Source organism: Komagataeibacter diospyri, from assembly GCF_043995075.1.
Classification (GTDB): Bacteria; Pseudomonadota; Alphaproteobacteria; order Acetobacterales; family Acetobacteraceae; genus Komagataeibacter; species Komagataeibacter diospyri.
Genome location: NZ_CP171836.1, coordinates 2,461,792 through 2,477,081, shown reverse-complemented (window position 1 = coordinate 2,477,081; position 15,290 = coordinate 2,461,792). Strand labels below are relative to the sequence as shown.

Below are 15,290 nucleotides of genomic sequence, written 5' to 3'. Positions count from 1 at the left end.
TTTTTTTGGTGTCATCTTTTTTCAGAAAGGCGGCGTTTTTCGAAGCTTTTTGCAAAAAGCTTCACTAGAAACGTCATTCTGGTTTATCGCATCAGTGCTGCCATGCCTGATGCCAGTCCTGTTTTTCCTGTTCCGTCAGGGGGAGGGGAAGCGCCATCTGGCGCTGGCTGGACAGGATGCAGGTTTCCATAACTGCCATCAATGCCACGGCCTGTATGGGGGGGACGGGATTATGCCCCCGGCCCATGATAGCGTCGCGCAGCATGGCATAATAGATCCGCTGGTCGCCTGGCGGGGCAGGTAGCGTGCGCGGCGTATCGGTTCCGTCAAATACCAGCATGCCATCAGGGTCATCGCCCCAGCCCGGATCACCGGGGCGCATTCCGGCACGAAGCTGGTTTTCCTGCTGGTCGGCATGATGTTTCAGGATCGTGCCGCGTGTCCCATGCACGACAAAGCGCGGACCGGCCCATGCCGCGAGCAGACTGCAATGCAGGCTGACCCGTCTTTTCCCATATATCAGCAGGACCTGTGCCCAGTCATCGCCACAGGCATTGTCACGCAGGCATGCCAGACTGGCCTGCACATGATCCGGCAGACCAAACAGTTGCAGGGCCTGATCGGCCATGTGCGGCCCAAGGTCGAACCACAGGCCACTGCCCGCTGCATCCGTTTCACGCCAGCGGTCACGTACCTGCGGACGGAATCGGTCCATGCGCGATTCCAGTTCGGTTACCCGTCCGACCTGCCCGGTCGCGATCAGGTTGCGGATACCAAGGAAATCGCTGTCCCATCGCCGGTTCTGGAAAACGGACAGGAACCGTTCCCGTGAATGGGCCATCTGTGCCACCGCGCGCGCCTGTTCCAGCGTGATGGTGAACGGCTTGTCCACCACCACATGCAACCCGGCACGTAACGCTGCAATGGCAAGATCGGCATGGGTCGTGTTCGGGGTGGCGATCACCACCATGTCCAGATCAGGCAGGGCAAACAGGGCATCGGGCGTCGCCGTGACCGCCACCTGTGGGCAGTCACGTAAAACCGCATCGCGCTGTCCTGAACAGACGGCGACAAGTTCAAGCCCCGGTGTTGCATTGATCAGGGGGGCGTGAAAGGTGCGCCCGGCAAAGCCATAGCCGACAAGGCCGACCCGTAATGGCCAGCGTGGTGGTGTGGACATATGTCTCCCTTCCCTATGGTTTCCCATGATGACGGAAACCGGCACATGGAGGGAAGCGTATCAGAAGCTGTTTCAAAACCGCCTGCCGATAAAAGTTTTTGGGTGCCGCCCTTTTTCAAAAAGACGACGTTCCCTGAAGCGTGTTGAAGACAGCTTCACCAAAACTTTCCTGGAATCAGCCAGATGTTTTTATGGGCAGTTTTGGCCCCGTGCAGCCCGCAGCATCAGAACAGAAGGATCATACCGCCTGATGCACTGTTGTCGCTTTCCTTGTACGGGCCATGGGCGGCCGAACTGGTATGGGCGTATTCAGCCACAAGGTTCAGCCAGTCCGTCATTTTATAGTAGGCCGCGCCCACTTCGGATTCATTGCGGCGGACAAGGTCGGGATTGCTCTCACCCGGTGCAAGGTAAAGGTTACTGACACCATAGCTTCCGACCAGTTTGAACTTCTTGGTGAAGTTATACATCATCTGGACATAGTAGCCTTCCGATGCACGCTTGCGTCCGTTGCTGGCCACACCGTCAAAGAACAGGCCGGTCGTGCCCAGGCCGCTGCCACGGTAGTAGTAGCCCACGAACTGCGCCGGACCATAGGTCAGCTTCGTGCCGATTTCGCCCGCTTCCGCCGTGACACCATGCTTCTGGCCCGGAATGACGGCAACATCCGCAGTACTGCTGGTGGTCATGTTATAAATGCCACCGTTTTCCTCAAGCAGTTGGGTGGAAACCGTTGTCGTCTTGCTGACGGTCAGGTTCTGCTGGTGCTGCGTCAGGAAGCTGGCCCAGATGCGGGCGCTCAGTCCACCGATCTTGAAGTCATAGGTCACCTTGCCCTGGATCATGGGCGAACTGTGCTGGGTGGAGCCTGCCGAATAGGCATTGCCGTTGGCGTCATCGCCAGAGAAATCAAACTCATCCAGCGGCTGCAGGATGCCGATCGTGCCCTGGAACCCCTTGATGGTGGGCGACTGATACGAAATCTGCGGGATCCAGTCGGCATACACGTAACCGACACCGATGCGGCCCAGCGAGGTATTGCCCGGCGCCGAGTTGCTGCCGGTGGAACCGACACTCAGCAGGGTTGCGTCATCAAGGATGGCATCCCCGCCGAAGATGCCAAGGTCACGACCGATCTTGAACGTGCCCCATTTCTTGTTGCCCGCCGTCACGTAAACCTGACGAAAATCGATGCCGGCGGTGCCCAGACCCACCGGGCTGCCGCCGGTATTGGCATTCATGGCGCCGTTCTTGGCATTGTCGATGCCGGGATACATGCCCATGACGGCGGCAAGGTCGATGCCGTTCTGCGTGGTCGAGAGTTTGAGGATCAGGCCCGCAGGCAGCAGGCCGTTACGCAGCGCCGAGGAATCGAACCCGCTTGCCCCCGTCGAGACGCCACCGGCAACCGGCATGCCACCCGCCGGGCTGTTATAGGTATAGAACCCGTTGATGAAGCCCGACAGGTTGATGTCGACTGGTCCCGCCTTGAAGGTCAGGCCCTTGCCGGGCACATATTTTTCCATGCGCACGAACGACAGTCCGCCGCCAAGACCCATGGAATGCTGGGCGGCCAGCCAGGTGGATTCTGCTGACGCCGCGCTGGCCTGGGCGCTGGCCGCTGCCTGCTGGGCCTGCGCCAGCACATAGTCGGGGTCCATGCCACCACCGCCAATGCCGATCTGGCCGGGGGGCTGGATCGGGTGGCCCATGGCGGTGCGCACCTGCTCGTGGGTGGATGTGGGAACGGCCATATGGCGCTGTGCGGGCACATACTGTGTTGCACGGCTGGAGGTGGATGCCGCTTCGCGCACATGCTGCATGTGATGGGCCAGAAGCCCCTTGTACTCGCCCTGTGTCAGGCTGCCCTTTGCCTTCAGGATGTCGAGAAGTTCACTATAATCGTCAGCCCGCGCCTCTTCGGGGCAGGCAAGGGACGCGCCCCCGCTTGCCATGACAACTACCGCGCCAATACGCGCCAATTTTCCTGCCGACATAGTATTAAACTCCCTGCCAGCATTCCTGTTGTATAAAACCCCGCGGGTCAATGGCCCCCATCAGGCGCAACGGACACCATCCAGCCACATGACGTGTATGTAATAACGCAGGGATTCTTCCCCCCGTTCTGGCTGCAGGCAGGACATGCATGTCCATATCCAGATGGATTCGTTAGCAAATCTTCCTTCTTTTTCATACAATGTTCAAAATATGGTCAGCAGGGGACACATGTGCGTTTCCCGACCGGATGCGTACGATATCGCAGCACGGCAGGAACAGCGGGACGGGGAAAGAACCGGAATCGGAACGTTCTGAAGGATGCATCAAACAATCGTGTGCGCATGTTTTTCTGTCCGATGGTCAGTAAAAAACAACACAGGTACGTTATGTGCATTCAGGAATACAGAATATATCATCACGAAGCCGTGTTTGTATTCTATTGGTTAATTAGTGACCGTGCCCCGTATGGCCTGTCCCGCATTCAGGATCGCGCGGGCCTGCCGCCATGCGGTTTCCAGCGCATCCACCATCGTGTCGTGGGGCGCGGTCCATTCCTGGGCATCCTGTCCGGGTATGCACAGGCGCGCACGCCACTGTCCCGTGCCGGTGGATGTGGGCTGCCGGTCAAGGTTGAGCGTCCAGTCCGCCGGAATGCGCGCCAGCACGCGCGCCAGCCGTTTTTCCGGTGTCAGCGGTGTTGCGTAATTATGTGACATGGAATCTCCTTACGTCTGCGCAATATCGACTCTGTCCTTGACGCGGGCGGGGATAAGCCCAAGAAACACAGGCTTTGCCCGTAGCCAAGGATATGCCTTTCGTGTCTGCCTTCCCCGGTCTTGTTCCCGATGCATCCGTTGATGGTGTCGCCCACCTGATCCAGACCGCACTGACGCCGGTTTTCATGCTGTCGGGGATCGGCACGTTGCTTAACATGTTCAATACACGACTGGCCCGTGTCAGTGACCATATCGAGACGGTACGCGACAAGCTGGAAAATGCCGATGACAAGAGCAGCGCGGATGCTGCGCTACTGTTACGCCGGCTGACGCATTTGCATTACCGCACCCTGCTGCTGGATGCGTCCATCCTGTTCGCGGGTGTGGGTGGGGCATCGGCCTGTGGTTCGGCCTTTGCGCTGTTCATGGGCAGCGTGCGCGATGCGTCCATTGCGTGGTGGCTGGTACTCATGTTCGGTAACGCACTGGTCTGCACCGTCGTCGCGCTGGCCATGTTCCTTGGTGACAGCCTTGTTGCGTGGCATGGCCTGCGGGTCACGACCTTTCTGCCGCACAAGCAGGACATGCTGAACAATATTATTGACTGAGGTACGGGTCAGGGTGTCGTCGTAACCTGACTGAACGGATCGATCGCGTACTGCCCCAGCGGGATGGCATGTGTCATCATGCCATGGGCATGCAGGAACGTGGCAAAGGCTGTATAGCGGGGCACGTTCAGCAGCGCCGGCTGCTTGCATATGCGCGGTAGGGTAGCCTGCCACGCCGCCCGGTTCAGCGGCGTATCGAATTCCGGGTGGTCATGGATTGTCTGCGCCAGCATGGCGTCAGGGTGGTTGATCAGGGTATTCGCCCCTTCCGCCAGCGCATCCATGAACTGGCGTATCCATGCATCATGCGCATGATCGCGACCGGCCAGGAAGATCAGTTCATCTGATATCGGCACGCCATGTTCCTCAGGGAAAAACGCCGAGACCTTCATACCCTTCTGCTGCAGGTCGATCAGTTCATATGTCCGCACTGCCCCGATCACGCCATCCACGGCATGACTTATGATGGCCTGTTCCAGCTGAAAATTGACATTGACCTGATGCACGTCACCCATGGCCAGCCCGGCTGAATGCAGCATGGTGTCCAGTGCCGCGTCATCCACCCCCGGCATGGATACGCCAATGGTTTTGCCCTTCAGGTCGGCGATGGAGTGAACCCCTTCCCCCGTAATCAGGACATTCAGCGGGGTATCGATCAGCGTGCCCACCCGTACCAGCGGGATATTCTGGTCCGCCAGCATGCCAAGCTGAGTCTGGTAAGATACGGCAAGGTCCGCCTGTCCCGCCGCGACCAGGCGCGCGGGCGATCCGGGATCCGCGGGGGCGATCAGCTTCACATCCAGCCCGTGGCGGATGAATGCGCCGCTGTACTGGGCGGCCAGAAGGGCGGCGTGATCGGCGTTGAGGAACCAGTCCAGCACGACCGTGACCTGCTGGCTGGCGGCATGGGCGGGCAGGGCCAGCATCGTGCAGGCCAGAAATCCTGCTGCCCCAAGGGCACGTGTGAGGGTTTGCATGGATGTGATAGGCTCCCTTTCCCTGACATCCGTAATCTACGGCAGGCAGGGAACGGGTGCATATGTCCCGGGCGGGACAGTCTCCCTTCGCTGGCATGACCCAGATCAGGTTCAACGGGTATGATCTCAGCCCACGGATCATGGGCACCCCGGTCAGGCAGGAAGAGTGTGGGTATGGCCCCGCATCCGTCAAGTCACGGATGAAGGACCATGCCCGATCACATGTCAGGCGTCGGACTGCTGCCGTTCACGCCGCGCGCAGAGCGGAAGCAGCACAAGGAAATAACCGAAATAATATAGTGCCGCGACCCGGCCCGCGATCATCCAGCCGCCTTCGGCATGGTGGCGGCCCACCAGTCCCATCAGTACGAACGATATGACCAGTCCCACCATGCCGATCCGGCAGGCCGGGCGGAAACGTGCCGAACGGATGGGCGAACGGTCCAGCCACGGCACCGCGAACAGGATCAGGATCGACCCCGCCGCCGCCAGCAGGCCGCCAAACTTGGACGGTACGGACTGCAGCAGGCCATAAAAGGGCAGGAAATACCATTCCGGCTCGATATCGGCAGGCGTGTGCATGGGATTTGCGGGACGGTAGTTTTCCGGTTCGGACAGAAGATCGGGCCACAGGAATGCAAGCGCCACGAACACCAGCGCGAACAGCACAAGACCCGTCAGGTCCTTGGTGGTATAATAGGGGTGGAAGGGCACGGTCTGGCGTTCTGGTACCGGCCTGCCATCGGGATTGTTCGGTCCGCTGACATGCAGTGCTGCCACATGGAAGGCGACGACAGCCACGATGGCGAACGCCATGAGGAAATGCAGCACGAAAAAACGGTGGATGAAAATATCCCCCAACTGGTCGCTGCCTTCCATGATGTGTTCAAGTGTTCCGCCAATGACCGGCACGGCGCCCACCGCCTTGCCCGCGACATCGGCCCCCCAGTAAGACATCTGACCCCATGGCAGCACATAACCCGCGAACGCCGTGACCATGACCATCAGCAGCAGCCCCAGCCCGGTCAGCCACAGGATTTCGCGCGGCTGCTTGTATGAACCGTAATACAGTCCCCGGAACAGGTGGATGTACAGGGCGGCCATGAACAGGCTGGCCCCGGTCATGTGCATCGCGCGCAGCATCCAGCCACCCGGTAGCTGGCGTTCGATCATCTCCACCGACATGAAGGCCCCGGCGGAGGTGGGGGTGTAGTTCATGGCCAGGAAAATGCCCGTGGCCAGCATCAGCACCAGCACCGCCGTCAGGATCGCCCCGAAATTCCACAGGGCGTTCAGGTTCCGGGGCATGCGGAAGTCGATATATTCCTGCCGGAAACCGCTTACGATCGGAAGCCTGCGGTCAATCCAGGACAGGATGCCGCCAGAGCGTCCGGAATGCGCATGTGGGGGAATGTTTTCGGGGAGACTGGGCCCGCTCATTCTTGTTTCCTGAATTCAGACGAAAGAAAAATCAGGTAACGGTGTAGCAGCCAGATGGGCGGCAGGCACCTCATCTTTTTGAATCAGGAACGATTTCATACCATGGTGTAGCGGTACGGTGGCACGTACAGCATCCGCATGCGGCAGTACACGCCTGCAGGCACAGACCAAAGGGACCGTGCCACAGCAGTAATCCTGATTTTCAAGGAAGTGGCGCACCCGAAAGGACTCGAACCTCTAACCCCCAGATTCGTAGTCTGGTGCTCTATCCAGTTGAGCTACGGGTGCGCTGTGAGGCGGCTTTTAACTGACCCAGCCGGACCCCGCAACCCCTTTTTTCAATTATCGAATATTTTTTTATCCCTTCGTGCGCGCCAGCAGCCTGCCCGTGGTCCGCCGGGTCCACAGGCGGATATGTTCCATGTAAAGATAGATGACCGGCGTGGTATAAAGCGTGAGCAACTGGCTCATCATAAGGCCACCCACCACCGTAATGCCCAGCGGGCGGCGCATTTCCACACCGTAACCGCTATTGGTGATCAGTGGCACGGCCCCAAGGGCTGCTGCCAGCGTGGTCATGAGGATGGGACGAAATCGCTGGATGCACGCATCGCGAATGGCATGGCGGGCGTCCAGCCCCCGATCGCGTTCGGCATGCAATGCGAAATCCACGATCAGGATGGCGTTTTTCTTCACGATTCCCACCAGCAGGATCATCCCGATCATGGTGATGAGCGAAAACTCCTGCCCCAGCGCCCACAGTGCCAGCACGGCCCCGACCCCGGCCGAAGGCAGGGTGGACATGATGGTCAGCGGGTGAATGTAGCTTTCATACAGGATGCCCAGCGTCACATAGATCGTGACAAGGGCTGCGATGAAGATCAGCACCTCGTTGATGATGGCGGACTGGAACTGTGCCGCCTGTCCGGTAAAGCCGCCATGGATGGACTGCGGCATATGCAGCCGCACCATGGTGTCGGCAATGGTGGCGGCGGCGTCACTCAGCGCCATGCCGGGGGCAAGGTTGAAGGAAATGGCGGCAGATACGAACCCGCCCTTATGCGACACGGTAATGGCGGTGGGATGGGGTTCAAGCCGTGCCACGTTGGAGAGGGGCAGCATGGTTTCGGTGCTGGATGACACGGCGGACCCGTTTGACGCGCCCGTCCCCCCCGCCAGCCTGTTGGCGATCTGGTTGCGGAAGGACTGCTGGCTCAGCTGCGTGCTGGTGCTGGACTGCGTGGTGGTCGCCATGCGGGCGCGGACCGTATTGGACACCGTGCCGCCGCCGGGACTGCCCCCGGCGGTGGAAATGCGGAATGACTGCAGGATGTCGGGGGACGTGCGGTACTGGTCCGCGACTTCCATCACCACATGGTAGGTCGCAAGCGATGTGGAGATGTTTGATGCGATGCGCTGGCCAAATGCATCATACAGCGTGTTGCTGACCAACTGCGGCGTAATCAGGTACCGTGCCGCAAGATCGCGGATGATGTCGGCATGGATGGCAGCCCCGTTGTTCATCACGTCCGTCGTGACATCACGCAGGGCGGGCGCCGTGCGCAGCGCCGATGTCAGCATGGGCACCCAGGTATAGAGGGCATCCGCATCATCACTGGTCAGCAGGTAGCGGTATGCCCCTTCCTTCTGCCGGCCACCGCCGCCGCTTATGTCACCTGCCGAGAACAGGGACACGTCAAGCCCCGGAATATCGGCCAGCCGCCTGTGGATGCGTTCGATCATCTCATCGGGGCCATCATTGCGCCGGGTGCGGTCGATCATCTGGGCGAAGGCCTGTCCCTCGATATTGGTATCACCGGAAAAGGCGATGACTTCCTGCGCATCCTTGTCGGCGGACAGGGCGTTGCTTATGGCGCGGATCTTTTCCGTCATGGCGGGAAACGACGTGGTCTGGTCCGCGCGGAAGAAGCTCATGACCATGGCCACGTCTTCCTTGGGCAGGATTCCCTTGGGCATGAGCACGATCACCCCGATCATGATCGCAAGGCTCAGCGGCAGGGTCACGGCAGTCAGCACATGATGGCGCAGCGCCACATCCAGCGTGCGTTCGTAAAACCGCAGCAGGCGCAGGTACCCCGCTTCCATCCAGTCGCCCGCAGCGTGCGGCCAGCGCCGCCACCACGGCGCACCGGGGGAAGGGGGGGCATTATGGCTGACGTCCAGCAGCAGGCTGCACATCATCGGCGTCAGGCTCAGGGCAAGCACCAGCGAGACGGTGACGGTAATGGCCAGCGTCATGGAAAATTCGAAAAAGACCTTCCCCGGCGTTCCCCCCAGCAGCAGCAGCGGCAGGAATACCGCCACCAGCGAGATGGTGATCGACATGACGGTGAACCCGATTTCACGCGATCCCTGTAGCGACGCCTCCATCCGCCCCATGCCCGCTTCCATATGGCGGGCGATGTTTTCCAGCACCACGATGGCGTCATCCACCACGAAGCCGGTCGCAATGGTCAGCGCCATGAGGGACAGGATATCGAGCGAGAAATGGAACAGCGACATGATCGCCAGCGTTCCCGCCAGCGAAATGGGTACCGTAATGGCCGGGATCAGCGTGGAACGCGGCGTGCGCAGGAACACCAGCACAACCCCCACCACCAGCAGTACCGATGCCAGCAGCGTCCACTGCGTATCGGCCAGTGACGCGCGGATGGTGATGGAACGGTCCATGGCGGGGGTCAGCGTCACCCCCGCAGGCAGGGCGGCGCGCAGGGCGGGGAGACGGGCCTTGATGTCATCGGTTACGCGAATGACGTTGGCGCCCGCGCGCGGCAGGATGATGGCCATGGCGGCCCTGCGCCCGTTCAGGAAGCCGACCTTGCGTTCGTTTTCCACCCCGTTATGGACATAGGCCACGTCCTGCAGCCGCACGGGCCGGCTGTCACGGTAACCGATGACAAGGTCACGGTACTGGGCTGCACTGCGTGCCTGGTCATTGGTGGCGAGGGTGTAGCGTGTGGTGTCGTTCTCGATCACGCCCTTTGGGGTATTGGCGTTGGCCGATGCCAGGGCGGATCGGATATCCTCGAACCCCAGCCCGTATTTGAACAGCGGCCACGGATTGATTTCCACCCTTACCGCCGGTGCGGAACTGCCCATGAGTTCGACCCACCCTACGCCCTGCACCTGTGACAGCAGGGGCTGCAGGCGTGTCTTGGCGATATCATACAGTTCCGACATCGGCTGCGTGTCCGATGTCAGGGCAAGGATCATGATCGGATTTTCGGAGGGGTTGGCCTTCCAGTATTCCGGCTGTGATTCCAGCGTTGCGGGCATGTCGGCACGGGCTGCGCGCAGGGCCGCCTCCACGTCATTGGCGGCGGAATCTATATTGGTCGACTCATTGAAGGTCAGCAGGATGAAGGCGCTGTCCTGACTGGAATCGGATTCAATCTCGCTTATGCCCGCAATCTGTCCCAGCCTGCGTTCCAGCGGGGTGGTGACGGAACTGGCCATCTGCTGGGGTGATGCTCCCGGCTGGCTGGCTACGACGTAAATGACGGGTACTGCGATATCCGGCAGGTCGCCCACCGGCAGGACCCGGTAGGCAAAAAGACCCGAAAGGACGATGGCTGCCGCCAGCAGGGTGGTCGCGACCGGGCGCAGGATGAAAAGACGGCACAGGTTCACTGCCTGTTTCCAGGTAATGGATACATGTTATTCCTGATTTCTACTGGCGGCGGGGCTGCCTGTTTCCAGCCCTGTTTCCGCCATGGTGCCCGCCTGTCCCGCAGGCTGGCGATAATAATAATATTCCGCGACCCGCAGCGGCAGCAGGTCCATGAACCGTGACCCCGCCACCAGCCACCGTGGGAACGAAATGCGTCGCCTGCCGGCAGCAACCCCCGACAGGATGGTGCGCACGGCATCGCCCGTCTGGGTCAGGCCGGGCATGGGAAAATTGTTCTGCGTGGTCATGGGGGTGGCGACAAAGCCGCAGCACACGCTGGACATGACAATGCCCGCACGCTTCATGTTCGCCCCTGTCGCTACCATGAAACGGTCCACCGCCGCCTTTGAAGCGCAATAAGACGGTGTGCCGGGGAAGGAGACAAGCCCCGCCACCGATGACATGGCGCAGATGCGTCCCCGGACCCCGTCATTCGCCCGGGGCTGGGCGCGCATCACACGGATGGCGGGCAGCACCGTATTCAGTACGCCATCCATGTTGGTCGCGAACATGCGGCGGACCTGAGCATCCGGCTCGGTCGGGGCTTCGTCCCCGCCCTTGGTGGATGCGGTAATCCCCGCGCAGGCAAAGACCAGGTCCAGCGGCCCCGCGGTCGTGATCCATTCTTCCATGCCCGCCTGTTCCCGTACGTCCTGCACCCGTATGCGGGCATCCGCGCCACGTGCGATGCAGGCCGTCGCCACGGCGCGCAGGTTGTCAGCATTGCGTCCACCCAGATGCAGCGTACGTCCCGGCCGGGCAAGGGCAAGGGCAAGGCCACGTCCGATCCCTGACGAGGCACCTGTAATCAATATCGAATCCTGTTTCATATTCGCAGAATACATACACCCTGTTAGAACTGCGCTACCCCGTTTACGCACCCGGCGCGCATTTATACCGCCACCGTCAAGGAGAGCTGCATGACCCAGACATCCACCCCCACCCGCACGTCCCCAGTCGCCCCGGTCCGGCGGCGTGGGGTATGTCTGGTCATTTCAGCGCCATCCGGGGCAGGTAAGTCAACCATTGCCAATGCATTGCGCGCGTCGGAACCACAGCTGCTGCATTCCGTGTCCGTCACTACCCGCCAGCCCCGTCCGGGCGAAAGTGACGGGATTCATTATCATTTCCGCAGCATGGAAGAATTTACCCGCATGGCGGAAGCGGGGGAAATGCTGGAATGGGCCACCGTGTTCGGTCGTGGGTATGGCACCCCCCGCGCGCCGGTGGAGCAGGCCCTGGCGGAAGGCCGCGACATGGTGTTCGATATCGACTGGCAGGGGCACCGCCAGATCCGCGCCGCCCTGCCGGGGGACGTCATCAGCCTGTTCGTCCTGCCGCCTTCGATCGCGGAACTGGAACGCAGGCTGCATGGCCGCGCATCCGATGAGGCGGATGAGATCGCACGCCGCATGCAGGCCGCGCGTGACGAGATCTCGCACTGGAATGAATTCGATCACGTCATCATCAATTCCGACCTTGACCTCGCGATAGCGGAAGCCCGGGCCGTGCTGGTGGCGGCACGGCTGGAACGCCACCGTCAGGTGGGGCTGGCGGACCTGGTGGCCAGCTTCGGAGTCTGATTGCAAAAACATGTACCGGATACCCTACCGGGACGCGCATGTGTTTCATGCGGCATGGTCGATGGACAAGCTGGCCGGAATTCGTGGATATGCGGGTGTCGCGGCATCCGCCGCCCTGTTCTCCTGACCGTCCGGATTCCCATGCCCACGCGTAGTGTTCCCGCCCCCGTCATGCCGTTCTGGATGATTGCCCTGCTGGGGTTGCTTACGGCCATCGGCCCGCTGGCGACCGACATGTACCTGCCTGCCTTTCCCATCATGGATGCGGAACTGGCGGGGGGGCATGCGGGGGCCAGCCAGGTCACGCTGGCGGCATGGTTTGCTGGGCTGGCGGTAGGGCAGTTCAGTCTTGGTCCCATTTCCGACCGTCTGGGCCGCAGGCTGCCCCTGCTGGGGGGGCTGGTGCTGTTTACGGCGGGATCTGCCGGATGCGCCATGGCCACGGGCTTCGACCTGTTCTGCCTGTGTCGTTTTGTCTCGGCGCTGGGCGGGGCGGCATGCGCGGTCCTGCCGCGCGCCATCGTGCGTGACATGGCGACGGGGGCTGCGGGCGCGCGCATCATGTCGCAGCTTATGCTGGTGTTCGGTGTCATGCCCATTCTTGCACCGTCACTGGGCAGTCTGGTGCTGATGATGGGGCACTGGCGGTGGATTTTCATGATCGCGGTCATCTATGGCGTGCTGGGGCTGCTGACGGTGCTGGCGACCTTGCCCGACACCATGGCGGTGGAAAAGCGCATTGCCTTTTCCCTGACCGGCACGATCGCCCGCTATGCCGGTCTGGTGCGTGAACCGGTGTTCATGTCCAGCGCGCTGATAAACAGTTTTTCCTCGTTCGTCATGTTCGCCTACATCACCTCCGCCCCCATGGTGTTTGAACACCTGCTTGGGTTCACGCCCACTCAGTTCGGGGTGTTTTTCGGCATGAATGCGGGGATCTTCATTGCCTGCGCGCAGTTGAACGGCTGCCTGGTCCACCGGATCGCGCTGTCGCGGCTGCTGGATGGCGGGATTGCGTGCAGCATAATGGCCGCGGTGGCATGTCTGGTGCTGTCGCTTGCGGGTGTTGCTGGCCCTGCGCACCCTGTTCTGGTGTGCGTGCTGATCAGCTGCATTACCGGCTGTCTGGGTTTTGTGGGTCCAAACGCCACGGTGCTGGCCTTTACCCACCATGGCCATCAGGCGGGCAGTGCATCGGCGCTGATGGGCACCATCCAGTTTTCTCTTGCGGCTGGCAGCGGCTTCATCCTTGGGCACGTGCCCTTCCATTCCCCCGTGCCGCTGGCGGTGGTGGTCATGGCGGGCGTGGGCTGCATGGTGGCGTGCAACATGTGGCGTCATGCCTGCGACCGGCGGATGGACGCGTCCCACGCGCCCTGATCGCGCAGCGGGCGGTGGGGTGAATGCGCTTTCGCTTTGACGTGGGGGACCTGCCGCGCTACGGCAGGAACATGTCTGCTGAACCTGTTGTCCGGTCTGGCGATCACCCACATGCGCGGGAGGCGTTGTGAACGGCATTCTCGATTTCATTGCCGGGCTGGGCAGGGCCGTTCTGGATATTGTCCGCATGGCGGGACGCGTGGCGCTGTTTGCGGCCGTCGCCCTGTCGCATGTGGTCCGGCCCCCCTTCTACTGGCGTACGCTGTGGGGCACGTTGGTGGAAATCGGCTATTTCTCCCTGCCGGTCGTGGCGCTGACGGCGCTGTTTTCCGGTGGCGTGATCGCGCTCCAGTCCTATACCGGTTTTGCCCAGTACCATGCCCAGAACGCCATTGCCGGAATTGTCATCCTTGCGGTCACGCGTGAACTGGGGCCGGTGCTGGCGGGACTGATGGTGGCGGGGCGGGTCGGGGCCGCCATGTCGGCCGAAATCGGGACCATGCGGGTGACCGACCAGATCGATGCGCTCAGCACCCTGTCCACCAATCCCATCAAGTACCTGGTCACGCCACGGCTGGTGGCGGGTACGCTGGCGCTGCCGTTCCTTGTGCTGGTGGCCGACATACTGGGTGTGCTGGGCGGGTTTACCGTGTGCGTGATGAAGCTGGATTTCTCGGCTTCCGCCTATATCACGGCCACGATCGCCTCGCTCAAGGTCATGGACGTGACGGTGGGGCTGGTGAAGGCGGCCATATTCGGGTTCCTGATCGCGCTTATGGGCTGCTATCATGGCTATCACAGCCGGGGCGGGGCCGAAGGCGTAGGGGCGGCGACGACGGCGGCCGTGGTTGCGGCCTCGATCCTGCTGCTGACGTTCGACTACCTCCTGACAGACGTGTTCTTTTCCCAATGACAGACACAATACCCAAGATCCGCATTCGCGGCCTGAAAAAGGCGTTTGGCCCCAAGGTGGTGCTGGACGGGGTGGATCTGGATGTCATGGGCGGTACGTCGTTCGTGGTCATCGGTGGCTCGGGCACCGGCAAGTCGGTGCTGCTGCGCTGCATTCTGGGTCTGATCACGCCCGATGCGGGATCCATCGAGATTGATGGTGTCGATGTCACGACGCTTTCGCCCCGTCAGCGTGAACCCTACATGGCCCGCATCGGCATGCTGTTTCAGAACGGCGCGCTGTTTGACAGTCTGAGCGTGTGGGAAAACGTGACATTCGGCCTGATTGCGGCAGCGCGCGCGGGACACGGGCCGCGCATTACCCGGGCGCAGGCCCGCGAACGTGCGGGGGCGCTGCTGGAACAGGTGGGCATGGACCCCGCCGTGGGCGCGCTGTCGCCATCCGAACTGTCGGGCGGCATGCAGAAACGCGTGGGACTGGCGCGCGCGATCGCGGCCCGTCCTGAAATCCTGTTCTTTGATGAACCGACAACCGGCCTTGATCCCATCATGGGTGCGGTGATTGACGGGTTGATTGTTGATTGCGTGCGCAGGCTGGGATCGACTGCCATCGCCATTACGCACGACATGGCGTCCGCCCAGCGGATCGGGGATCAGGTTGGCATGCTGTATGAAGGCAGGATGATCTGGCAGGGATCGCCCTCCACCCTGTTCGACAGTGGCAACCCGGTGGTGGATCAGTTTACCCATGGCCGCTGTGAAGGGCCGATCAAGGTAGACGTACGTAGCTAACTGATAAATAAAG

Annotated in this window: 12 protein-coding genes, 1 tRNA gene and 1 riboswitch; of the genes, 5 read left to right on the top strand and 8 right to left on the bottom strand. The window is 61.3% G+C overall.

Annotated features, from left to right (window positions below; genetic code table 11):
* Positions 1–91: 91 nt before the first annotated feature.
* The 3 genes from ACE2AA_RS11575 to ACE2AA_RS11565 all read right to left on the bottom strand — a co-directional run bounded on the left by ACE2AA_RS11575 (position 92) and on the right by ACE2AA_RS11565 (position 3,894).
* Positions 92–1,180, bottom strand: a complete 1,089-nt coding sequence (locus tag ACE2AA_RS11575) for an oxidoreductase (protein ID WP_395369872.1) — start codon at positions 1,178–1,180, stop codon at positions 92–94.
* A gap of 224 nt (positions 1,181–1,404) precedes the next feature.
* Positions 1,405–3,177, bottom strand: a complete 1,773-nt coding sequence (locus ACE2AA_RS11570; RefSeq protein WP_395369870.1) for a porin — start codon at positions 3,175–3,177, stop codon at positions 1,405–1,407.
* Between the two features lie 444 nt (positions 3,178–3,621).
* Positions 3,622–3,894: a hypothetical protein gene (locus tag ACE2AA_RS11565; RefSeq protein WP_141261492.1), complete on the bottom strand. Its 273-nt coding sequence runs from the start codon at positions 3,892–3,894 to the stop codon at positions 3,622–3,624.
* Between the two features lie 92 nt (positions 3,895–3,986).
* Here ACE2AA_RS11565 and ACE2AA_RS11560 point away from each other — a divergent pair, with 92 nt between their 5' ends.
* Positions 3,987–4,502, top strand: coding sequence for a DUF2721 domain-containing protein (locus ACE2AA_RS11560; protein WP_141261491.1), 516 nt, complete (start codon positions 3,987–3,989; stop codon positions 4,500–4,502).
* A gap of 8 nt (positions 4,503–4,510) precedes the next feature.
* On the opposite strand, the gene ACE2AA_RS11555 is transcribed toward ACE2AA_RS11560, so the two are convergent.
* From ACE2AA_RS11555 to ACE2AA_RS11535, 5 genes are all read right to left on the bottom strand, one after another.
* Positions 4,511–5,479 carry an ABC transporter substrate-binding protein gene (locus ACE2AA_RS11555; protein ID WP_395369868.1) on the bottom strand — a complete coding sequence of 323 codons (969 nt, stop codon included), beginning with the start codon at positions 5,477–5,479 and terminating at the stop codon, positions 4,511–4,513.
* A 65-nt stretch (positions 5,480–5,544) separates the two neighbouring features.
* A riboswitch (TPP riboswitch) is annotated at positions 5,545–5,641 on the bottom strand.
* 63 nt (positions 5,642–5,704) lie between these two features.
* Complete coding sequence (locus ACE2AA_RS11550) at positions 5,705–6,919, bottom strand: cytochrome b N-terminal domain-containing protein (protein ID WP_141261489.1); 1,215 nt, start codon at positions 6,917–6,919, stop codon at positions 5,705–5,707.
* Between the two features lie 211 nt (positions 6,920–7,130).
* A tRNA-Arg gene (locus ACE2AA_RS11545) sits at positions 7,131–7,207 on the bottom strand.
* Between the two features lie 69 nt (positions 7,208–7,276).
* The gene (locus ACE2AA_RS11540) at positions 7,277–10,570 is read right to left on the bottom strand and encodes an efflux RND transporter permease subunit (protein ID WP_141261488.1); all 3,294 of its coding nucleotides are present in this window, start codon (positions 10,568–10,570) and stop codon (positions 7,277–7,279) included.
* A 27-nt stretch (positions 10,571–10,597) separates the two neighbouring features.
* Entirely contained in the window at positions 10,598–11,440 is an 843-nt protein-coding gene (locus ACE2AA_RS11535) for an SDR family NAD(P)-dependent oxidoreductase (protein WP_395369866.1), read from the bottom strand.
* A gap of 90 nt (positions 11,441–11,530) precedes the next feature.
* Here ACE2AA_RS11535 and gmk point away from each other — a divergent pair, with 90 nt between their 5' ends.
* The 4 genes from gmk (at position 11,531) to ACE2AA_RS11515 (ending at position 15,277) form a co-directional block, all read left to right on the top strand.
* Positions 11,531–12,193, top strand: coding sequence for a guanylate kinase (gene gmk, locus ACE2AA_RS11530; RefSeq protein WP_141301647.1), 663 nt, complete (start codon positions 11,531–11,533; stop codon positions 12,191–12,193).
* Between the two features lie 141 nt (positions 12,194–12,334).
* Positions 12,335–13,573 (top strand): multidrug effflux MFS transporter, encoded by a 1,239-nt coding sequence (locus ACE2AA_RS11525; protein WP_141261485.1) that lies wholly within the window; start codon positions 12,335–12,337, stop codon positions 13,571–13,573.
* A 127-nt stretch (positions 13,574–13,700) separates the two neighbouring features.
* Positions 13,701–14,486: an ABC transporter permease gene (locus ACE2AA_RS11520; RefSeq protein WP_141261484.1), complete on the top strand. Its 786-nt coding sequence runs from the start codon at positions 13,701–13,703 to the stop codon at positions 14,484–14,486.
* The gene (locus ACE2AA_RS11515; protein ID WP_395369865.1) at positions 14,483–15,277 is read left to right on the top strand and encodes an ABC transporter ATP-binding protein; all 795 of its coding nucleotides are present in this window, start codon (positions 14,483–14,485) and stop codon (positions 15,275–15,277) included. Before ACE2AA_RS11520 ends, ACE2AA_RS11515 begins: the two co-directional genes overlap by 4 nt.
* Positions 15,278–15,290: the final 13 nt, after the last annotated feature.

What these genes read in the sequence shown, in the direction of transcription:
- ACE2AA_RS11575 (WP_395369872.1), bottom strand. Translation starts at nt 1,180, where the DNA reads ATGTCCACACCACCACGCTGGCCATTACGGGTCGGCCTTGTCGGCTAT.
- ACE2AA_RS11570 (WP_395369870.1), bottom strand. Translation starts at nt 3,177, where the DNA reads ATGTCGGCAGGAAAATTGGCGCGTATTGGCGCGGTAGTTGTCATGGCA.
- ACE2AA_RS11565 (WP_141261492.1), bottom strand. Translation starts at nt 3,894, where the DNA reads ATGTCACATAATTACGCAACACCGCTGACACCGGAAAAACGGCTGGCG.
- ACE2AA_RS11560 (WP_141261491.1), top strand. Translation starts at nt 3,987, where the DNA reads ATGCCTTTCGTGTCTGCCTTCCCCGGTCTTGTTCCCGATGCATCCGTT.
- ACE2AA_RS11555 (WP_395369868.1), bottom strand. Translation starts at nt 5,479, where the DNA reads ATGCAAACCCTCACACGTGCCCTTGGGGCAGCAGGATTTCTGGCCTGC.
- ACE2AA_RS11550 (WP_141261489.1), bottom strand. Translation starts at nt 6,919, where the DNA reads ATGAGCGGGCCCAGTCTCCCCGAAAACATTCCCCCACATGCGCATTCC.
- ACE2AA_RS11535 (WP_395369866.1), bottom strand. Translation starts at nt 11,440, where the DNA reads ATGAAACAGGATTCGATATTGATTACAGGTGCCTCGTCAGGGATCGGA.
- gmk (WP_141301647.1), top strand. Translation starts at nt 11,531, where the DNA reads ATGACCCAGACATCCACCCCCACCCGCACGTCCCCAGTCGCCCCGGTC.
- ACE2AA_RS11525 (WP_141261485.1), top strand. Translation starts at nt 12,335, where the DNA reads ATGCCCACGCGTAGTGTTCCCGCCCCCGTCATGCCGTTCTGGATGATT.
- ACE2AA_RS11515 (WP_395369865.1), top strand. Translation starts at nt 14,483, where the DNA reads ATGACAGACACAATACCCAAGATCCGCATTCGCGGCCTGAAAAAGGCG.